Origin of the sequence: Nocardia sp. NPDC058244 (assembly GCF_042882065.1) — a bacterium.
Taxonomy (GTDB): Bacteria; Actinomycetota; Actinomycetes; order Mycobacteriales; family Mycobacteriaceae; genus Nocardia.
Window position 1 is genome coordinate 289735 of sequence record NZ_JBHVWX010000009.1, and the last position, 19586, is coordinate 309320.

The 19586-nt window shown below is 68.4% G+C and carries 18 protein-coding genes and 1 pseudogene; 11 read left to right on the plus strand and 8 right to left on the minus strand.

The window, feature by feature from the left end; genetic code table 11:
• Positions 1 to 45: 45 nt before the first annotated feature.
• From ACFVW6_RS27865 to ACFVW6_RS27880, 4 genes are read right to left on the minus strand one after another with little or no spacing between them, the layout of a single operon-like run.
• On the minus strand, positions 46 to 888 hold the full coding sequence (locus ACFVW6_RS27865) for an ABC transporter permease (RefSeq protein WP_378826206.1): 843 nt from the start codon (positions 886 to 888) through the stop codon (positions 46 to 48).
• On the minus strand, positions 885 to 1706 hold the full coding sequence (locus ACFVW6_RS27870; RefSeq protein WP_378826208.1) for an ABC transporter ATP-binding protein: 822 nt from the start codon (positions 1704 to 1706) through the stop codon (positions 885 to 887). Before ACFVW6_RS27870 ends, ACFVW6_RS27865 begins: the two co-directional genes overlap by 4 nt.
• A gap of 2 nt (positions 1707 to 1708) precedes the next feature.
• Entirely contained in the window at positions 1709 to 2446 is a 738-nt protein-coding gene (locus ACFVW6_RS27875) for an ABC transporter permease (protein ID WP_378826210.1), read from the minus strand.
• A 59-nt stretch (positions 2447 to 2505) separates the two neighbouring features.
• Positions 2506 to 3819 carry an ABC transporter substrate-binding protein gene (locus tag ACFVW6_RS27880; protein ID WP_378826212.1) on the minus strand — a complete coding sequence of 438 codons (1314 nt, stop codon included), beginning with the start codon at positions 3817 to 3819 and terminating at the stop codon, positions 2506 to 2508.
• Between the two features lie 237 nt (positions 3820 to 4056).
• Here ACFVW6_RS27880 and ACFVW6_RS27885 point away from each other — a divergent pair, with 237 nt between their 5' ends.
• On the plus strand, positions 4057 to 4371 hold the full coding sequence (locus tag ACFVW6_RS27885) for a hypothetical protein (RefSeq protein WP_378826214.1): 315 nt from the start codon (positions 4057 to 4059) through the stop codon (positions 4369 to 4371).
• Between the two features lie 40 nt (positions 4372 to 4411).
• On the opposite strand, the gene ACFVW6_RS27890 is transcribed toward ACFVW6_RS27885, so the two are convergent.
• Positions 4412 to 5797 carry an ammonium transporter gene (locus tag ACFVW6_RS27890; protein ID WP_378826216.1) on the minus strand — a complete coding sequence of 462 codons (1386 nt, stop codon included), beginning with the start codon at positions 5795 to 5797 and terminating at the stop codon, positions 4412 to 4414.
• A 215-nt stretch (positions 5798 to 6012) separates the two neighbouring features.
• Between ACFVW6_RS27890 and ACFVW6_RS27895 the strand changes: the two genes are divergently transcribed.
• The 3 genes from ACFVW6_RS27895 (at position 6013) to ACFVW6_RS27905 (ending at position 9323) form a co-directional block, all read left to right on the plus strand.
• Positions 6013 to 6633 carry a HEAT repeat domain-containing protein gene (locus tag ACFVW6_RS27895; RefSeq protein WP_378826218.1) on the plus strand — a complete coding sequence of 207 codons (621 nt, stop codon included), beginning with the start codon at positions 6013 to 6015 and terminating at the stop codon, positions 6631 to 6633.
• 222 nt (positions 6634 to 6855) lie between these two features.
• Positions 6856 to 7965 carry a GGDEF domain-containing protein gene (locus ACFVW6_RS27900; RefSeq protein ID WP_378826220.1) on the plus strand — a complete coding sequence of 370 codons (1110 nt, stop codon included), beginning with the start codon at positions 6856 to 6858 and terminating at the stop codon, positions 7963 to 7965.
• A gap of 149 nt (positions 7966 to 8114) precedes the next feature.
• Positions 8115 to 9323, plus strand: coding sequence for an amidohydrolase family protein (locus ACFVW6_RS27905; RefSeq protein WP_378826222.1), 1209 nt, complete (start codon positions 8115 to 8117; stop codon positions 9321 to 9323).
• A 71-nt stretch (positions 9324 to 9394) separates the two neighbouring features.
• Here the strand turns inward: ACFVW6_RS27905 and ACFVW6_RS27910 are convergent, their stop codons facing one another.
• Positions 9395 to 9787 carry a pyridoxamine 5'-phosphate oxidase family protein gene (locus ACFVW6_RS27910; protein WP_378826225.1) on the minus strand — a complete coding sequence of 131 codons (393 nt, stop codon included), beginning with the start codon at positions 9785 to 9787 and terminating at the stop codon, positions 9395 to 9397.
• A gap of 45 nt (positions 9788 to 9832) precedes the next feature.
• On the minus strand, positions 9833 to 10744 hold the full coding sequence (locus tag ACFVW6_RS27915) for a TIGR03619 family F420-dependent LLM class oxidoreductase (RefSeq protein ID WP_378826227.1): 912 nt from the start codon (positions 10742 to 10744) through the stop codon (positions 9833 to 9835).
• A gap of 148 nt (positions 10745 to 10892) precedes the next feature.
• On the opposite strand from ACFVW6_RS27915, the gene ACFVW6_RS27920 reads away from it, so the two are divergent.
• The 6 genes and pseudogenes from ACFVW6_RS27920 (at position 10893) to ACFVW6_RS27945 (ending at position 17630) form a co-directional block, all read left to right on the plus strand.
• Positions 10893 to 12146, plus strand: a complete 1254-nt coding sequence (locus ACFVW6_RS27920) for a CaiB/BaiF CoA transferase family protein (RefSeq protein WP_378826229.1) — start codon at positions 10893 to 10895, stop codon at positions 12144 to 12146.
• Entirely contained in the window at positions 12143 to 12943 is an 801-nt protein-coding gene (locus ACFVW6_RS27925; RefSeq protein WP_378826231.1) for an enoyl-CoA hydratase/isomerase family protein, read from the plus strand. The genes ACFVW6_RS27920 and ACFVW6_RS27925 overlap by 4 nt, the downstream gene beginning before the upstream one ends.
• The gene (locus ACFVW6_RS27930; protein ID WP_378826233.1) at positions 12940 to 13656 is read left to right on the plus strand and encodes a TetR/AcrR family transcriptional regulator C-terminal domain-containing protein; all 717 of its coding nucleotides are present in this window, start codon (positions 12940 to 12942) and stop codon (positions 13654 to 13656) included. Before ACFVW6_RS27925 ends, ACFVW6_RS27930 begins: the two co-directional genes overlap by 4 nt.
• 33 nt (positions 13657 to 13689) lie before the next feature.
• Positions 13690 to 14700, plus strand: a pseudogene (locus ACFVW6_RS27935) (AMP-binding protein); the annotation flags it as partial.
• Between the two features lie 162 nt (positions 14701 to 14862).
• On the plus strand, positions 14863 to 16413 hold the full coding sequence (locus ACFVW6_RS27940) for an AMP-binding protein (protein ID WP_378827016.1): 1551 nt from the start codon (positions 14863 to 14865) through the stop codon (positions 16411 to 16413).
• The gene (locus tag ACFVW6_RS27945; protein ID WP_378826235.1) at positions 16410 to 17630 is read left to right on the plus strand and encodes a CoA transferase; all 1221 of its coding nucleotides are present in this window, start codon (positions 16410 to 16412) and stop codon (positions 17628 to 17630) included. The genes ACFVW6_RS27940 and ACFVW6_RS27945 overlap by 4 nt, the downstream gene beginning before the upstream one ends.
• Positions 17631 to 17656: 26 nt before the next feature.
• On the opposite strand, the gene ACFVW6_RS27950 is transcribed toward ACFVW6_RS27945, so the two are convergent.
• Positions 17657 to 18511: an HpcH/HpaI aldolase/citrate lyase family protein gene (locus tag ACFVW6_RS27950; RefSeq protein ID WP_378826237.1), complete on the minus strand. Its 855-nt coding sequence runs from the start codon at positions 18509 to 18511 to the stop codon at positions 17657 to 17659.
• Positions 18512 to 18727: 216 nt separating this feature from the next.
• On the opposite strand from ACFVW6_RS27950, the gene ACFVW6_RS27955 reads away from it, so the two are divergent.
• The gene (locus tag ACFVW6_RS27955) at positions 18728 to 19585 is read left to right on the plus strand and encodes a TetR/AcrR family transcriptional regulator C-terminal domain-containing protein (RefSeq protein WP_378826239.1); all 858 of its coding nucleotides are present in this window, start codon (positions 18728 to 18730) and stop codon (positions 19583 to 19585) included.
• Position 19586: the final 1 nt, after the last annotated feature.

Below are 19586 nucleotides of genomic sequence, written 5' to 3' on the forward strand. Positions count from 1 at the left end.
GGGTTCTCCTTGCGGGTGTACGGGCAGATTGTGGTGTGCGGCCGGTCATTCCGACCATCGGGTCAGCCAGGCGACGCCGGCGCGAGCCGCGACGAAGCTGCCTGCCGAGAGCACACCGACGACGATCGCGACCACGGCGAGCGTGGAGGTGCGGGTGAAGTACTGGGCCATGTAGGCGACCTGGCCCAATCCGTCGACCTGGCCGTTGAACTCGGCCGAGATCGCCGCGCTCCAGCCCAGGGCCAGCGAGATGGACAGCCCGGCACCGAGCGCGGGAGTCGCCGCGGGCAGGACCACGGCCACGTAGGTGCGGATCCGGCCCGCACCCAGTGACCGCGCGGCGTGTTCGTAGTATTCCGGGACCGCGGCGACGGCGTTGATGCCGAAGGCGAACACCTGCACGAACACGGTGAACGCGACGAACACCACCACCCCGGTGGCGGAGTTCCCGAACCACAGCCCGAACAGGGGAACCAGCCCGAGCAGCGGCAGCATCCGCGAGATGTGCGCGGGCACATACACGACCTGCCGCACCCGGCGACTCCACGACACCGCGGCGGCGAGCACGATGCCCGCGAGCGCACCGGCGACGAATCCCGACAGCATCCGGGCACCGGTGATCGCGGAGTGATAACCGATGGCCAGCAAGGCCGCTGTCCACGTCGGTTCGGTGCCTTCGTCGGTGCGCCCGATCCCCCAGCCGCCCGGCCACTCCGACGCGAAACCCTTGGTGGCGTGGTAGATATCGGCGATGCCGGGCACCATCGACTCCCCCGCCGCATTGGTGCCCGCGGCGACATGCGCGATCATCCAGCCGCCGACGACGGCCGCCAGCACGGCGGCGGCCGCCCACCGCGTCGACCGGCGCCCTGTTCCGGGCGCGGTCACGCTTCGTCCTGGATCTGGGCCGCGTCCAAGCGGGCGATGACCGCGGCCTTGAGCTCCTGGGCGCGCGGTGAGGTGATCTCCCGGCCCGTCCGCGGGCGCGGCAGATCGATCGGTTCGTCCAAGGCGATCTCGCCACCGACCATGACCAGCATCCGGTCCCCGAGCACCAGCGCCTCGTCGATCTCGTGGGTGATGAACAGCACCGTGCAGTTCGATTGCGCCCGCAGGGTTCCCAGCACCTCGTAGAGGTCGGCGCGACGCGCGTAGTCGAGACCGACGAACGGTTCGTCCATCAGCAGGATGCCGGGTTCGTTGGCGAACACGGTCGCGATGGCGACGCGACGGCGCATGCCACCCGAGAGCTGCTTGGGCCAGGCCCGGCCGTAGCGCTCCAGACCGGTCAGCCGCAGGTAGCGATCGACGACGCGCTTGCGTTCGGCGGCGGGGACGCCCCGCGCTGCCAGGCCGAACCCGACATTGTCGGCGACCCGCCGCCACAGGAACAGGGTGTCGCGCTGGAACACCACGCCCCGGTCCGGACCCGGCCCGGTGACCTGCTTGCCGTTGGCCAGGATCTGTCCCTGGCTGAGCGGGGTGAACCCGGCCAGCATGTTCAGCAGGGTCGACTTCCCGTGGCCGGAAGGACCGACGAGACAGACGAATTGGCCCTGCGGGATGGTCAGCGAAAGATCGTTGACCGCGGTGACGGTCCGTCCCGACGCCAGCTGGAACTGCTTGGTGACATTGCGCAGTTCGACGGCAGGCCGCTCACGACCTGCGGGCACGGTGGTGTCCAGCGCCTGAGTCGAGGTGTTCATGTTCATTCCTTCCACCGCACGGCGTACGCGCCGGCGCGGGCGATGACGAGATCGACCAGCAAGGCCAGGACCGCGAGCGCGAGGACCGCGGCCACGACGTCGGCAGTCCGCTGCAGCTGCGACATCGCCTGCAGCAGTTTGCCGGTGCCTTCCTGACTGCCGAGAAGTTCGGAGACGGTCGCGAAACTCCAGCCGAGCGCGAACGACACCCGGACCGCACCCAGCACGGCCGGCGCGGCGGCGGGTAGCGACACACTCCAGAACAACCGGGGCCTGCTCGCGCCCAGACACGCCCCGAAATCGAGGTAGTGCCTGCTGACTCCGGCCACGGCCAGTTGCGTTGCCGCGGCGACGGTGACGAAGGTGAACAAGACGACCAGTACCGGCTGCGCCCATCCGCTGGTGCCGAACCAGATCAGCACGAACGGCACCACGATCAGCACCGGCGTCGCGCCGATCACCACCAGCGGCGGCCCGAGCACCGCGGACGCGGTGCGGGAAGCGCCGATCGCGGCACCGACGAGCACCCCGAGCACCGAACCCACACCCGCGCCGACGAAGACGATGCCCGCGGTATGCAGCAACGCCGCCGAGAAGCCACCGGTCTGCACGCCGACGTATTCGAGCGCCGCGATCCCGGACCAGCCGTCGCGCAACGCCGTCCACACCGCACCGGGTGCGGGAAGCTGCACCGGGTCGAGCTGTCGGGAGAGCAGCCACCACACGGTCACTGTCGCCACCACCCCCAGCCCGACGTAGAACGTCGGGCCGGAAGCCGCAGCGATTCTGCGGACGGTGATCATGGCGCCAGCGCCGTCTTCAGGATCCGGTAGGCGTCGAGGTAGTTTCGCCATTGGTACTGCTGCGCGGCCTGGGCCGCCAGTTCGGCGGGCTTGCCGGTCAGCGTCGCGGCCTGGCCGACGAGCTTGTCGTAGTCGGCCTTGAGCGTCATCAGGACTTCATAGAACTTGCCACCGACGAAGTGCTGGGCCAGTTCGAAGGCCTGCTCGGGCAGAATGCCGCCCTTCTTCGCCGCCGCGACCTGCTCGGTGTAGACGACCTGGTAGTTCTTCGGATCGCGGCTGCCCTCGTCCCAGAACTTCGACTGGCCTTCGAACGGCACGACCGGGTCGATCACGTCATAGATCTTCTGCAACCCCGCGACCTGCAGATTCAGGCCGCTGCGTTCGTTGAGGTAGGGCAGCTGCGCCGCCAGGGAAGCGTCGGGCTTGCCGAGGATGTCGTCGATGATGCGGAACATCACCGACAGGAACCGCATCGCCGTCTCGGGGTTCTGCTCCAGGTAGCCGTCCAGCGCGGCCGGGCCCTCATGGCCGAGCGAGGCGGCCACGACCGCCTCATTGCCCGCCACCTTCGCCAGGTCGTTCACCGAAACCAGCGGATACCAACCGTTTTCGAGCAGCTGGACGTTCTGCCCCGCACCGTCCGGGGTGGCGAAGTCGATCTTGCCGCCGGTGGCCAGCGCGACGATCTTGGCGTCGTCGGTGACGTTGAGCCGCACATCGTCGAAGGTCATCCCGCCGGCGGTGAACACCGAGTTGAGGAACACCCGCTGGGAACCGCTGCTGTTGATCGCGACCTCACGGCCACGCACCGATTGCATCGCCTCGCGGATCGCCGCCGCCGGTTCCTGTCCTGCCGCAATGCGTTCCGAGGCCGACGTGATCCCCGACTTCGGCGAAGCGAGCAGGTAGGTGGCTTCGTAGGTGTCGGAGAAGCCGAACATGCGCAGGTCCGGAACCTGCGAGAGCACCTGGATCGCCGCGGGCCCATACATCGTGGCGATGTCGATCGAGCCGTTGCGCAGCAGCGATACCACGTTGTCGGGGGTGACGGCGGTGCCGTAGGGCTGGGGCTGGATGTCGATTCCGACATCCTTGAAGTACCCGTTCTTGAGCCCGATGCTGTAGAGCGTCGAGTTCGGGAACGGCTTCATCCCGAATTTCACCGGCACGGTGGGAATCTCGGCCCCCGCGCTCGGCACGAACGCGCTCAAGTCGACCCCGTCGGCCCGCGTGCCCGTGGTTCCCCCTGCCGCGCAGCCGGAGACCAGTACCGCCGCGGTGATGCCCGCGAGGAGCGGCGTCCGCACCCTCCGCCACACTCCCCACTTCGACCCGTTGCGCATAGTGACCTCCAGCGATTGCTAGGAATGGATGATGCATTCATTAACATCCCCGGGCGTGTCGCAGCGGCGACGGCGATGTTTCGATGCCGTTAGGCGGACAGCGGCGGTGTTGCGAGCGCATTTCGCGCCGCGTGGCGGCGCACGAGCGTGGCCGCGGCGGGGTCGGCGCGACGGCGGGAATCCCGGTGATAGGTTGCGTGCATGTCAGCCTCCGACATACCCGAATCCACCGAAACCCCTGCCCCGCCGCGCCGTACCGCCAAGCGCGTGCTCGGCGGTATCGCGCTGATCCTCGGTGCGATAGTTCTGCTGATCACCGGAATCCAGGCGATCGTCGATCCCGCCGCGGTGGTCGCCGGATCCTCCGGCTCCGCGCGCAGTCCCGACACCGACGCCGAGGCGAAGATCGGCGGGTTGCTGCTGTGCTTCTTCGCGATCACGGTGTTCGGCTTCGGCATCGGCCTGGTCACCAGCAAGACGGCGCCGAAGGGTGACAGGGCCGGCTCACCCCGCTGAGCAGGCATCAGCACGCCGGAGCCGATGCGACCCTACTGTCTCACCAGCGGTGGTCGTTGGGCCGCGGGGCTGGGCGAGGCGGAGGAAGACGTTGGGGCCGGCCCTGCGGCCGAGACGGCAGCAGAGCAGGCGCCGGGCCCGCGGGCGGAAGGTTCAGGCTGTAGGCGGACTCGGCATGTTCGGATTCGTCGATGCCCTCGGCCTCGGATTCGGAGCCCACTCGCAGGCCGATGAGCCGGTCGACGATCCACGCCAGCAGCAACGTCGCCAGGAAGGAATAGGCCATGACGGCCACCGAAGCGATGGCCTGGCGCTGCAACTGGACGAACCCGCCACCGTAGAGCAGGCCGTTGCCACCCGCGGGGTTGACCGAGACGTCGGCGAACACGCCGACCAACAGGGTGCCGACCACTCCACCGACCAGGTGAACTCCGACCACGTCGAGCGAATCGTCGTAGCCGAAGGTGTATTTCAGGCTCACGGCGAGCGCGCAACAGATACCCGCGGCCACACCGATACACAAGGCGCCGACGACGCCGACGAAACCGCACGCCGGGGTGACAGCGACCAGCCCCGCGACCGCGCCCGAGGACGCCCCGATGGTGGTGGGTCTCCCGTCCCGGAGTTGTTCGACGACGATCCACGCGAACGACGCGGCGCCTGCCGCGATGGTGGTGTTGGTGAACGCCAGGGCGGCGAGATCGCCTGCGGTCAGCGCGGATCCGGCATTGAAGCCGTACCAGCCGAACCACAGCAGCGACGCGCCGAGCAAGGTGAACGGCACATTGTGTGGCCGGGCGATGCTGCGCGGCCACCCGTGGCGTTTGCCGAGCACCAGCGCCAACGCCAGCGCCGCCGCGCCCGCGTTGATGTGCACCGCGGTGCCACCCGCGAAATCGAACGCGCGAAGCTGGTTCGCGATCCATCCGCCGACATCGGCGGAGGCGCCGGAGGAATCGGTGTCGGTGAAACCGGTGACGTGGAAAACCCAATGCGCGACCGGGAAATAGACGACGGTGACCCACAGTGCCGCGAACACTATCCACGACCAGAAACGTGTCCGCCCGGCGATCGCACCGGTGATCAACGCCGTGGTGATGACCGCGAACATCAACTGGAACATGACGAACGCCATGGTCGGGATCTGGTGCCCCACCGGCCCGGACAACGTCCCGTGGGTCGTGCGCAGCAGCGCGTGCGACATGTCCCCCACGAGCCCGTAATAGACGTCGTCACCGAATGTTTCGCTATAGCCGTAGAGCACCCAGAGTGTCGACACCACGCCCAGACAGACGAAGTTCATCATCAACATGTTGAGCACACTCTTGCTGCCCACCATGCCCCCGTAGAAGAACGCCAGTCCCGGTGTCATCAACATGACCAGCGCGGCGCAGGCCAGCACCCACGCGGTATCTCCCGAATTCACATTCGTACCTCTTGTCCGACAGGATTCCGGCACAGCATCGAGAAGCGCTGTTTCCCCGAACAACCCGCGGTGTTTCGAGCCGATGAATTCGACGACAGGCGCGCCAGCCCGCAGCATGTCCTCGCCGTCCTCGACGAGGTCGAATCCATCCTCACCGCCGCCATCGCCATCGAACCCGGCGACCGCCGCACCCCACTTCTATTTTTGAGTGAAGCGTGCGGCTTGAGCAGCAGCATCAACCAGGGGCAGCTCACGCCCAGGTTCCTGTCGGCTGCGTCTTCGCGCCGGCCTGCGATATCCGCCTGGCAGCAGCGCAGGGCGACCACGTCATCGGGCTGCCGCAAAGCGCGGTGGCGATGCGCGGCGGCGCCGGTGATACTGAGTCGATGCCGACCCGGATATGGCAGTCGACCCCTCGACAAAGCATCGAGCGCGAGTGCCGGCGCCGTGGGCGACCCGCCTTCGTCGAGGGCTGCAGCCGGATGCTGGACGGCGACGACTCCGACATCGGTCTCGTTGTCGCACTTGGCGGTCCCCTGGGGCAGGACTTGATCGACCGCGGCATGCCGGCCCACCAACGGTACTGGCTACGTGTCTGGGCCGGCCGTGGCTTGTTCTGGGTATGGGGAGACGAGGCATTTCCGTACTTGGCCGAGGCCGCAGAAGACGAGCAGTGGCGGGTTCGCGAATGGGTGGCCAAGGTGATCGGTAAGCACGGCCTCACTGAAGCAAAGCCAGTTCTGCGTCGTTTGATCGAGGACTCGACGCCCCGGGTGAGTACCGCCGCGCGTCGGGCGCTCTGTGCACTCGACGATCTTCCAGAGCCACCCAACTAGGCCGATCGGCCCCGCTCGGCAGGATTCACAGTCGCCTAGTGAGGCTGCGCCATCGGCTGGGCACGCAGTGAAGACGTCGACAGTGGGCCACGACACACACGCATGGGTCGGGCATGAACGGGTGCGGCCTAGACTACTGCCGATGAGCTGGTGGGATTTCCGGGCTTCTCCCAGACGGCGCGAGCGACAGTCGGCAACGCGGCGGGGACCGAGGGTGGGGCGATGACGGGCGGCGACATGCTGCGCGCCTGGTGGAAGGACCCGGTCGACTACCGATGGCTGGTCTGCACCCTGGCGGCCCGCTCGGCTCTGGGGCCGCTCAAAGTGCTGATCGGCGGGGCTGGAGCGGCAATCGCGGTGATGGGCGCGGTGATCGCGGGAACCCCGGTAGGTCCGCCCGGCGATCCCGGTATCGCCTCGACGATCGGCGTGCTGTCCGGGACGCTGTGGGCGGTGCGCTGGTGGCTGCTGCCGTGGCCGAACCGGACCGAGTCGCTGTTGTTGATGGCCTGTGCCGACGTGCTGTTCACGGTCGAATTCCTGCAGTTGCAGGATCGGCTGTTCGGGGCGATGGGCACGGTTCTGCTCCTGGTCACCGGCAGCTACCTGAGCTTCTTCCACAGTGCGCGGGCACTGGCCGTGCACTCGGCCTGGTCGGTGCTGTCGGTACTGGTGTTGTCGGTGCGCATCGCCACCGGCGGCGGCGATGTCCACCTGGCGGTCGCGGTCGCACTCCTCCTCGCGTCGGTGGCCGGCGCGATGCCCGCATACCAGCTCCTCTACTGGCTACTACGCTCCGAGTCGCTGTCGGACCCACTGACCGAACTGCTCAACCGCCGAGGTCTGGAGAACCGGCTGCCGCAACTGATGGACCGCAATCCCGCGATCTGTGTCATCTGTTTCGACCTCGACCGGTTCAAGAACGTCAACGACACCTGGGGACACGGCATCGGCGACACCGTCCTGGAACGAACCGCGCGCCGCTTGCGCGACGCCGCCGGTGCGCTGGCGGTGGTGGCACGCACCGGCGGAGAGGAATTCGTAGTGGCCGCCCCGATCGCCGCAGCGGCCGCTCGAATCGAGGCCGAGCGGTTGTGCCGAGTGGTCGCCGAACCGCCGGCGGCCGGTGTGGTGGTCACCGCGAGCGTCGGCGTGGCCGTCTTCGACGCGACGCTGTGCGCACAGTGCCCGAGCCCGACTCCGGACCGACTGCTGCAATCCGCTGACGCGGCGATGTACCGGGCCAAACGATCCGGCGGGAATCTGGTGGTGGTCGACGATCTCACGCCGCCGCCGAACCACCGCCACGCGACCCCGGATCACCACGAGTAGCGATCACCGCCCGCCCGGCCTGGACCGGAAACCTCGTCATCCGATGTTCTAAATGCAATACTGGAAGCGATACAGTATGACCCACCGCAGCGTCTCCGACGGTCTGCCACGAGGCCTCGACGGCGGTATCCGCAACGAAGGGACAGGGAATGACAACGCTGGACTATCTGGCCATCGACGTCGACAACCACTACTACGAATCATTGGACGCGTTCACCCGCCACCTGCCCAAGGAATTCCGGCAGCGCGGAGTGCAGATGGTCCAGGACGGCAAGCGCACCCTCGCGATCATGGGCGGGAAGGTCAATCACTTCGTCCCCAACCCGACGTTCGACCCCATCATCGAACCCGGCTGCCTCGATCTGCTGTTCCGCGGTGAGATCCCGGACGGCGTCGATCCCGCCTCGTTGATGAAAGTCGATCGCCTGGCCGACCACCCGGAATACCAGCAGCGCGACGCGCGTGTACCGGTTCTGGACAGGCAGAAGCTCGAAACCGTTTTCATGCTGCCCACCTTCGCCTGCGGGGTCGAGGAAGCCCTCAAGCACGACATCCCCGCGACGATGGCCTCCCTGCACGCCTTCAATCTGTGGCTCGACGAGGACTGGGGATTCGACCGGCCCGACCATCGGATCATCGCCGCGCCGATCATTTCGCTCGCCGATCCGGTAGCCGCGGTCGAAGAGGTCGAGTTCGTGCTGAGCCGGGGTGCCAAGATGGTCCTGGTCCGCCCGGCACCGGTGCCCGGCGTCACGCACCCCCGATCGCTGGGCGACCCGCTGCACGACGCGGTGTGGGCCCGCTTGGCCGAGGCCGGGGTGCCTGTCGGCTTCCATCTGTCCGACAGTGGGTACCTCGCGATCAACGCGCTGTGGGGTGGCAAGGCCCAATTCGAGGGGTTCGGCAAGAAGGATCCGCTGGATCAGATCCTCCTGGACGACCGGGCCATCCACGACACCATCGCCTCGATGATCGTCCACCAGGTCTTCACCCGGCACCCGAAGCTGAAGGTCGCGAGCATCGAGAACGGCTCGTATTTCGTCCATCGCCTGATCAAGCGCCTCAAGAAGGCGGCGAACACCGCGCCGTACCACTTCACGGAGGACCCGGTCGAGCAGCTGAAGAACCATGTCTGGATCGCCCCCTACTACGAGGACGACGTGAAGCTGCTGGCCGAGACGATCGGCGTCGACAAGATCCTGTTCGGCTCCGACTGGCCGCACGGCGAGGGTCTCGCCGATCCGACCACCTTCACCGCCGACATCCCGCAGTTCCCGGAGTCCTCCTATGAGGACACCCGAAAGGTGATGCGGGACAACGCTCTCGAGCTGATCGGCGCGAAAGTCACGCTGGACTGACCCAGCGGACCCACCGCATCGGCGCCGCCCGTCCCAGCACCGCAACGACAGTGCTGGGACGGGCGGCCGTGCTATTTGGCCACGAACCTGGTGACGTCGAGAATCAGCACGACACGGTCGTAGACGTCGTCGGGCAGTCCGCCGCCGGCGTCACCGTAGAGTTCGTTCAGCTCCTGGTAGAACTCGCCCTTCTCGTCCCCGAGCACCGTGACCAGCCACCCCCGGGTTTCCAGGCATCGCGACGGAGCATCCGGATCCGTGATCAGGAACGAGTAGTTCGGATTCGCTTGCAGGCTGGTGAACTTACGACGCGGAATGGTGTGGCTCATCCGCAGATGCGCACCGTCCCATTTGAACCGCATCGGCGACAGATCCGGAGCACCGTGCGGCGCGACCGTTCCGAGAACACCGACGATCGGCCGCCGGAGAAGGTCCGCGAGATCGGCTGGCACCTGTGCGGTCATGACACACTCCATCTTCGGTTCGCTGTGACGATTTCCATGGCGCGTCTAGCGCGCGATCACCGAGTCCGCGAACGCCCGGATCGACCGGGCCGCGGCATCGGGACTCGTGCTGTCGGCATGCACGACGGCCCAGGTGGCGCCGCGCTTCCCGAGGTCCTCCAGGACGTCTATCGCGGTCCGCACCGAGGAGCCGTCGGCGAAATCGATCACCGGGCAGACGATCTGGATGTCGACGGAGTCCGGATCACGTCCGGCGGCGGCCAGTTCGCGACGCACACCGTCGACGCCCTCGCTGAACTCCTCGGCATTCTCGATCGCGGTCGTGCGCATCGCCGCGGCCATCCCTCGATCCGCGATGATGGGCATCCACCCGGCACCGTGCCGGATGACCCTGCGCCGGGCGGCGACCCCGTTGCCCCCGATCCACAGTGGTGGATGGGGCCGCTGGACCGGACGCTGGAGCCACACCGGTCCCGGCGCGCCGAAACCTTCTCCGGCGACCGGAGATCCGGGGTCGGACCAGATCCGGCACATCGCCTCGAGCGACTCGTCGAGCAGGCGGCCCCGCTGTGCGTGATCAATGCCGAGCGCGGCGAACTCCGCGCGCAGGTATCCGGCTCCGACACCGGCGATCAGCCGGCCGCCCGAGACGATGTCCAGGCTTCCCAGCGCCTTGGCCGCGAGATACGGGTTGCGGAAAGGGAGCACGTACAGGTTGGTGAGCAGCCGGATCCGCGAGGTCACGCCGGCGATGTAGCTCAGCGCCGCGATCGGGTCCAGCGTGTTGTGCCCACCGCTGTGCCGCCATTTCAGTGACGGCGCGGGGTGCTCGCTCATCGCCACCGCGGCGAATCCGCATTCCTCGGCCGCGACCGCGAGTTCGCGAATCACCGCGGGATGCAGAAATTCCTCCGCGGCGCCGGGACGCTCACCGGGGTACTCCAGAACATATTTCATCACTGACAACTTCTGCCTCACCGATCCTCGCGCCGCCGTGACGGCTACCAGACAGACTGTAGCCTGTGCAGTTCCTTCTACTGTATATATTACAGTAGACACCTTCGCGGCCGATGTCACCGGCCCATCGACGCAAACGAGGTCAGCTGTGCAGATTTCCGACGAGGCAGGACCGCAAGGACCGCTGTCCGGGCTCACCGTGGTCGCGCTGGAACAGGCGGTGTCGGCGCCGATGTGCACGCGCGTCCTCGCCGACTTCGGCGCCCAGGTGATCAAGATCGAGAATCCGGCCGGCGGCGACTTCGCCCGGCACTACGACGATGTCGTCCACGGCCTCGCCGCGCACTTCGTCTGGGCGAATCGGGGCAAGGAATCCGTCGCGCTGGATCTCAAGGATCCCGACGGCCGCGCGATCCTGCGGCGGATCCTCGGGACCGCCGATGTCTTCGTGTCCAACCTGGCGCCGGGCGCGGCGGCCGCCCTCGGGTTGTCGGCCGAGCAGCTGACGGCGGAGTTCCCGGAACTCGTGGTGATGGAGATCGACGGCTACGGCGCGGGCGGCCCGCTGTCGCACAAACGGGCCTACGACCTGCTCATCCAGGCCGAGTCGGGCACCTGCGCGGTCACCGGCACAGCGGACGCGCCGGCGAAGCCCGGACCACCCATCGCCGATGTGAGTTCCGGCCTGTACGCGGCGCTGACGATCCTGGCGCTCCTCTGCGCCAAACGTGCTCCCGCCGGACGATCCGCCGTGCCCGCCAGCGCGTCGGTGAGCCTGTTCGACACCGCGGCCGAGCTGATGGGCTACCACCTCACCTACACCCGCCACACCGGGGTCGACCAGCAGCCGTTGGGCATGAGTTCGCCCGCGGTCGCCCCCTACGGCGCGTACTGCACCGCCGACGGCGCGACAGTCGTCCTCGGCACCACCAACGACCGCGAATGGCAGCGCCTGTCCCGCGACCTGATCGACCGTCCGGACCTCGCCGCCGACCCCCGGTACGCCACCAATGCCGACCGGGTGCGGCTGCGCGACGAACTCGACCGGGAGATCGCCCGCTGGTGCGGCCGCCACGAGGCCGACGCCGTGCAGGAGCAGGCGGATGCGGCCGGTATCGGCAATTCCCGGTTCCGAACGCCCGGCGAGGTCCTCACGCATCCGCACCTGGCCGCACGCCGACGCTGGCGCGCCATCCCGACCCCGGCGGGTCCGGTGACCGCACTGCTGCCACCACCGGTCATCACCGGCTTCGAGCCGCCGATGGGCGCGGTACCCGCACTGGGTGAGCACACCGAATCCGTGCTGGTAAGAGCGGGTTTCACGCCGGACGAGATCGAGGAGTTCCGCCGCCGGGGCGCGCTCGGGCCCGCCGGGAACAACGACGAAAGGACGATCCAGTGACCGCAGAACCCACCTTGCTCATCGAACAGACCGACGGGGTGTGCACTCTGACGCTGAACCGCCCGCACCGCAAGAACGCGATCAGCTTCCCGCTGTGGCACGCGCTGCGGGCAGCACTGAGCGACATCGCCGGAGACGAGACGGTCCGCGCCGTGGTCCTCACCGGCTCCGGCGAAACATTCTGTGCCGGTGCCGATATCGCCGATGCCGAGGGCATGGACGAATTCCCCGATCCCCGCACGGAACTCGCGACCATCAACGACACCGTGCGCCTGCTGCACGAACTGCCGGTGCCGACCCTGGCCAAGGTTCGCGGCGTCGCCGTCGGCGCCGGCTGGAACCTCGCGCTGGCCTGCGATCTCGTGATCGCGACACCGGAGACGCGGTTCTGCCAGATCTTCGCCCGCCGGGCGCTGTCGCTGGACTGCGGTGGCTCCTGGCTGCTGCCTCGACTGGTCGGCCTCCAGCAGGCCAAACGCCTCGCCTTGCTGGCGGAGATGATCGACGGAACGCAAGCCCTCGAACTGGGCTTGGTCACCTGGCTGCACACCGCCGACACGATCGACGGCGTCGCGACCGAGCTTGCCCAGCGCCTCGCCTCCGGTCCGCCGTTGGCGCTCCGGCAGACCAAGGACCTGCTCAACACGGGTACCGGTCGAACCCTCATGGAAGCCCTCGACGCCGAAGCGTCGGCGGCGAGCGCCAATCTCGCGGGACCGGACGTGCTCGAGGCCTTCGCCGCCTACGCGGAGAAGCGCGAACCGCGCTACACCCGCGCCCCGGAAGTCACCGCGTGAGCGGCCGTCAGGGAAGCGCACCGCGACGCAGGCGCGAACGTGGCTCCCTCAATCCGGAGGACATCATCGACGGCGCGTTCGAACTGGCCGAGCAGGTCACCGTCGACGGCCTGAGCATGCCGCTGCTGGGCAAACACCTCGACGTCGGGGTGACCAGCATCTACTGGTACTTCCGCAAGAAGGACGATCTGCTCAACGCGATGACCGACCGCGCGCTGCGCCGCTACCTGTACGCGGTGCCCTTTCCCTCGGTCGAGCCGCACAATTGGCGGGATTCGCTGGCCCGGCACGCGCGGATCATGCGCCGCACCTTCCTCGACAACCCGATCCTGTGCGACCTGGTCCTGATCCGCTCGGCGCTGAGCCAGCACGCGGCGCGACTCGGCGCCGAACAGGTGGAGCGGACCGTGGCGAACCTGGTCAGCGCCGGGTTGTCGCTCGACGACGCGTTCACCGTCTATTCGGCGGTCAACCTGCACGTGCAGGGATCGGTGGTGCTCCAGCGCCTGCACGACAAGAACCAGGAGCTGGGCAGCGAGGCCGCCGCGTACTACGACGTGATCCGGATCGAGCCCGAAACGACACCGCTGCTCGCCGCGGCCATGGCGGAAGGGCGCCGCTCCGGCGCACCCGACGACCACAACTTCGAGTGGGGTCTGGCCTCGGTGCTCGACCGCGCCCAGCAGGCCATCGCGATGCGCAGCAGCCCTTAGCCGCGGATGGCCATGCGTGACAGGAGAACCCGGATGGAAGGCGGTACCGAGGTGGAGCCGACACGGCGCGCACCCGGCGCAGAACCCACGACCCTGGGCGGGGTGCTGCGCGCGCACGCGCGAGCGTTCCCGGACCGGCCGCTGCTCGATCGGGGAGGCGAACAGCTGACCTTCGGTGCCGCCGAGCATCGTTCGGCGCTGCTCGCCCGCGGTCTCGCCGGACTCGGCGCCGGCAAGGGCGTGCATATCGGGCTGCTGTACCCCGACGGGGCGGAATTCGTTGTCGCGCTGCTCGCCGCCGCGCGCATCGGAGCCGTCGCCGTCCCGCTGCCCGCCTCCGCGGGCCCCGTCGAGATCCGGAATCTGCTGGCCCACAGTGATGCCCGGATCCTCCTGCGGGCGCGGGAGGATCACCTGCCGAGTGCGGCCAGGGTGGTCTCGGAGGCCCTGCGCGGCGCGGAATTCGACGCCGAGGGGAGGTGGTATTGCACGGCGGCACCACAGTTGCGCCACGTGATCACCGACAGCACGACACCGGCGCGGTACGCCCCGGACGTCCACCGATGGGCCGACGCCGTCGACGGCGAACACCTGGCCGCGCTCGAAGACGATGTCCATGCCGCGGATCCGCTGTGCCTGCTCTATCCGTCTTCCACCGACTCGCTCACCGGTGCCGTGCATACCCACGGCTCGCTGCTCGATGGTCATCGCGTGCGCAACCGGACGCGTGGGCTGACCGCGCAGGCCGTGTTGCGTTCCGATCACCCGCTCCCCTCCCCCACCGGAATCCTGTCCGGGTTGCTACCCGCCGTGCTCGCCGGGGCGACGCTGCAAGGCCGCGACGACATGCAGGCCACTGCCCGCCGCTCCGAGGGGCCGGGCTTGATCGAAGCGGGCGGTTCGGTTCTGTGGCACAGGGACGAGCGCCGAGCCGGCGGAATGCCGATGCCGGGCTTCGAGACAGCGGTCTTCGACCCCGAGACCGGCGCCGAGGTCGCTCCAGGAGTGGTCGGCGAGTTCTGTTTCCGCGGACCGTTCGTCATGCAGAACTACCATCGGCGAAGCCGTGAGGAGTGCTTCGATCCCGACCAGTGGTTCCACACAGGCGAACTCGTCCATCGCGACGATGACGGCGTGATCCACCCGGTGGGTCGCGGTATCGAGCCGTCACCGCGGGCGCACCCGGGCGAGCATCCCGCCACGACCATGGACCGGCTCGTCCGCGATCGGGCCGAGAGGTTCGGCGGTGTTCCGGCGGTGATCGAACCCGTTGGCCGGCTCACCTACGGCGAGCTCGACTCGGCGACAAGGGAACTCGCCGCCGTGCTCGTCGATTCCGGTGTCGGCAAGGGAACCAGGGTGGGGCTGCTGCTGCCCAACGGCATCGACTGGGTACGGATCGCTGTGGCGCTCACCAGGATCGGTGCGACCCTGGTCCCGTTGAGCACGCTGCTGCGTCCGCCGGAGTTGCGTGCCCAGCTGCGAGTCGCCGCGGTCCGGATCGTGGTGACGGTGCCGGAGTTCCGCGGCCGGAACTATCTCGTGGATCTCCCACCCGCTGACCCGGACGGCACGGTCGCAGCCGATTCGTCGCTCCCGGCGCTCAGGCAGATCTGGACCGCGGATCGGCTCCTGACCGCGAAGCCGACCAGCCGGGCGGTCCGAATCTCCACAGCCCTGGCCGAATCCGTGTCGGCTGCCGACACCTTCGCCGTCCTTTTCACGTCGGGAAGCCGAGGCATGCCCAAGGGAGTCCTGCACTCCCACGGCAGTGCTTTCGGCGCTGTCCGGGCCGGCTTGTCCGCCCGCGCCATCGACGCGAACACTCGCCTCTACCTGCCGATGCCGTTCTTCTGGGTCGGTGGCCTCGGCGGCGGAGTGCTCTCGACACTGCTCGCCGGTGCCACGCTCGTCACCGAAGCCGTCCCCCACCCGCCGGCTACCCTCGAGCTGTTGCGCAGGGAACGGGTGACGCTGTTCCGTGGCTGGCCCGAGCAGGCCGAGGCCCTTGCCCGGGTGGCCACGACCGACAGTGTCGCCGTGCCGACACTGCTGCCCGGCAGCCTGGACGCGTTGCTGCCCACCGAGCTACGGCCCAGACCCGGTGCACGCGCCAACCTGTTCGGCATGACCGAATCGTTCGGCCCGTACAGCGGGTATCCCGCGCACACCGACATGCCGGCGTCGGCCTGGGGCAGCTGCGGTCAGCCGTTCGCCGGGACGCAGCTCCGGATCACCGACCAGGACACCGGATCCGCGGTGCCCACCGGCGACGTGGGGGTCATCGAACTGCGCGGACCTCACCTGCTGCGCGGGATGTGCCTGCGCGAGCGCACCGCGTTCATGACACCGGACGGCTTCTACCGCACCGGTGACCTCGGCCGTGTCGACGACCGGGGCTTCCTCTTCTATCACGGCCGTGCCGACGACATGTTCAAGGTCAGCGGCGCGACGGTGTATCCCAGCGAGGTGGAGCGGGCGCTGCGCGGTCTCGACGGCGTCATCGATGCGTGCGTGACCGATGTCGCGGGCGAACAGGGCGCACGCGTGGGCGCGCTCGTGGTCTGCGACAGCTCGGCCACGCCGGACGGGCTGCGCGCCCAGGTCCGGGAGTCGTTGAGCGCCTTCAAGATACCCACGGTGTGGGTGCTGACGGATTCGCCCGAGCGGATACCGCGCGGCGCGACCGGCAAGGTCGACATCCGTGGTCTGCGCACCCTGCTGCAGTCCCCCCAGCCGGAAGGAGCTGGTCGGTGAGCGAGGATCAGCAGTCCGCGACACAGCCCTTGGCCGGGGTCCGGGTCGTCGAGATCTCCAGCTTCGTGGCCGCACCGCTGGCCGGGATGACCCTGAGTCAGCTCGGCGCCGAGGTCATCCGGGTCGACCCGCTCGGCGGTGCCGCCGATGTCCACCGGTGGCCGTTGACCGATGACGGCGCCAGCATCTACTGGACGGGCCTGAACAAGGGCAAACAGTCGGTCACCGCAGATCTCCGATCGCCGGAGGGACAGCAGCTGATCAGTCGGCTGATCACGGCCGGTGGCCCCGCGGGCGGAATCCTGCTGACCAATGTGTCCGGCCGCGACTGGCACAGCCATGCCGCTCTGTCCGCCCTGCGGCCGGATCTGATCCATCTCGAAATCCTCGGCCGTGCGGACGGGTCGACCGCCGTCGACTACACCGTGAACGCGGCCACCGGCTTCCCCCTCGTCACCGGACCGGCCGACCACGCCGAACCGGTGAATCATGTGGTGCCCGTGTGGGACCTGCTCTGCGGCCTGTACGCGGCGCTCGCGATCACCGCCGCGGTCCGGCACCGCGACGCCACCGGGGAGGGCAGCCGGATCTCGCTGCCACTGGAGGACGTCGCGCTGGCCACCGCGGGCAACCTCGGGTTCCTCACCGAGGCCATGGTGTGCGAGCGCACCCGTCCCCGGCTCGGCAATGCCGTCTACGGCCAGTTCGGCGGGCATTTCACCGGAGCCGACGGCGCGACCTTCATGGTGGTGGCTCTGACCGCCCGGCACTTCCGGGATCTCACCGAGCTCACCGGAACCGGCCACGTCGTCGACGCGCTCGCCGACGCGCTCGCGGCCAACTTCGCCGACGAAGGAGATCGCTACCGTCATCGCGAAGCACTCACCGGTCTCTTCACCCCGTGGTTCCGTACCCACACCGGCGCGCAGATCGCCGCCGGACTGGCGGGGACATCCGTGCTGTGGGAGCGTTACCGGACCTTCGGTGAAGTCGCCGCCGACCCGAAAGTCACTGCCAATCCCCTGTTCTCGCCCCTGGATCAGCCCGGCATCGGCACCTATCTCGCGCCCGGCGCACCGGTGTCGATCAACGGGACGCACCTGCCCGCCCGGATCGCTCCGGCGCTGGGTCAGCACACCACCGCGGTCCTGCTCGACCTGATCGGGCTCTCCACCCCGTCCATCACGGAATCGCGGAAGGCGGCGGCCGATATCTGATCCGCGCGCCCGAGCCGACGACCCGGTCAGCTCAGGCGTCGCCGCGAGAGCAGCGCCTGGGCCCGGGCGAGGTGCGGCCGGTCGAGCAGGGCACCGCGATGGCCGATCGCCCCGGTCGCGGGGTCGGCGGCGAACAGATCCACGATCTCCTGGGCGGCGGCCAGTTCGGCCTCGGTCGGCGCGAACGCGTCGTTGATGATCTCGACCTGGTCCGGATGGATGGCCAGCATGCCCCCGAAACCGTCCTGCCTCGCACGGAGGCAGCGCGCCCGCAGCCCGGCGGAGTCGCGGTAGTCGGCGTGGATGGTGTCGACGGCGACCGCGCCGGCGGCAGCGGCGCCGAACATGCACAGGCTGCGCGCCGTCTCGAGGACCGGACCGAACCGTCCGTCGGCGCCGCTCACCGCCGCCGCGCCGATCTCGGCCGCGAGATCGGCGACACCCCAGGTGACTGCGGCCAACCGGGGCGCATCTCGATAGGTCCCCATGGTGTGCACCGATTCGGCGGTCTCCGGGGCCAGCGCGATGACCGCGGTGTGTCCGGCCGGTGTTCCACCCGCCACTTCCAGAGCGGAGAGATAGTTGTCCAGCGTCCGCAGGTCCTGGCCGCCGCGGGCTTTGGGCAGCATGATGCCGCCGGGCCGGGCGGGCAGCACCGCCGCCAGGTCGGTCAGGGTGTGCGGGCTGTCGAAGGGGTTCACCCGGACCCACAGCCGACGCCGGTCCGCAGAGGGGCAGTCGGCCAGGAATTCCGCGCACAGGGCGCGAGCGTGGGCTTTGCGATCCTGGGCCACCGCGTCCTCGAGGTCGAGGATCACGATGTCGGCCGCGCTCGCAGCGGCTTTCGTCGTCTTCCGCTCGCTGTCGGCGGGAGCGAACAACCACGATCTCCGTCCGAGGTCGGCACCTGCGCCGCGCGCTCCACTGAATATCATCCCGTGAATGTTACTGTATTTGTTTCTGGTGATCACCTGCGCGGGTCACGCGCCCGCGTGCCGGGCAGCGGAAACTCCATCGGTAATGGTTACTGTGGTAAATAACAAAGGCCGCGCACCGATATAGCCCCCACACCAAAGACTCCACGAAGGTGGCCACAGATGACGAAACGAGCAACCACGGACAGGCGCCCCCGGCGCGAGCGGGGTTCCCTGAACCCCGAGGACATCCTCGACCGCGCTTTCGAGCTCGCCGAGGAGATCTCGCTGGACAACCTGAGCATGCCGCTGCTCGGCAAGCACCTCGGCGTCGGTGTCACCAGCATCTACTGGTACTTCCGCAAGAAGGACGAACTCCTCAACGCGATGACCGACCGAGCGTTGCAGCAGTACGAGAATGCCGCGCCGTTCATCGAGACCGACGACTGGCAAGACACCCTGCGCAACCACGCGCGCACCATGCGCAAGACGTTCCTGAGCAACCCGATCCTGTGCGATCTGATCCTCATCCGTGGCGCGCTGAGTCCTCGTGCGGCACAGGTCGGCGCCGTGATGACCGAGAAGGTCGTCGCCAGCCTGGTCGACGCGGGGATGTCGGTCGATGACGCGGTGGACACCTATTCCGCGGTCCAGCTGCACACGCGCGGCTCGGTGGTTCTGCAGCGGCTCTACGACAAGAACAAGGAGTCCGGCGACGAACCGGGTGCGTACTACGAACACCTGCAGATCGCACCGGACACCACCCCGCTGCTGGCCGAAGCGAGCGCCAGGGGCCACCACAGCGGTGCTCCGGACGATCACAACTTCGAATACGGGCTCGACTGCATTCTCGAACGAGCGGTGCGCCTGATCGGCGCGCCCCCGAAGAAGGCCGCGGCCAAGAAAGCCGCAGCGAAGAAGACCCCGGCAAAGAAGGCGGCCGCGCAACCCGCCGCGAAGGCCACCGCGGCGAAGAAGACCACGACGGCCCGGAAGACGGCCGCCCCTCGCCGTACCCGCGCGGCGGCGGGCACCGAGTAGC

Bases quoted from the DNA above. Each gene is read 5' to 3' on its own strand.
- ACFVW6_RS27870 (WP_378826208.1), bottom strand. From the start codon at position 1,706: ATGAACACCTCGACTCAGGCGCTGGACACCACCGTGCCCGCAGGTCGT.
- ACFVW6_RS27885 (WP_378826214.1), top strand. From the start codon at position 4,057: ATGTCAGCCTCCGACATACCCGAATCCACCGAAACCCCTGCCCCGCCG.
- ACFVW6_RS27900 (WP_378826220.1), top strand. From the start codon at position 6,856: ATGACGGGCGGCGACATGCTGCGCGCCTGGTGGAAGGACCCGGTCGAC.
- ACFVW6_RS27905 (WP_378826222.1), top strand. From the start codon at position 8,115: ATGACAACGCTGGACTATCTGGCCATCGACGTCGACAACCACTACTAC.
- ACFVW6_RS27910 (WP_378826225.1), bottom strand. From the start codon at position 9,787: ATGACCGCACAGGTGCCAGCCGATCTCGCGGACCTTCTCCGGCGGCCG.
- ACFVW6_RS27915 (WP_378826227.1), bottom strand. From the start codon at position 10,744: ATGAAATATGTTCTGGAGTACCCCGGTGAGCGTCCCGGCGCCGCGGAG.
- ACFVW6_RS27940 (WP_378827016.1), top strand. From the start codon at position 14,863: ATGGACCGGCTCGTCCGCGATCGGGCCGAGAGGTTCGGCGGTGTTCCG.
- ACFVW6_RS27955 (WP_378826239.1), top strand. From the start codon at position 18,728: ATGACGAAACGAGCAACCACGGACAGGCGCCCCCGGCGCGAGCGGGGT.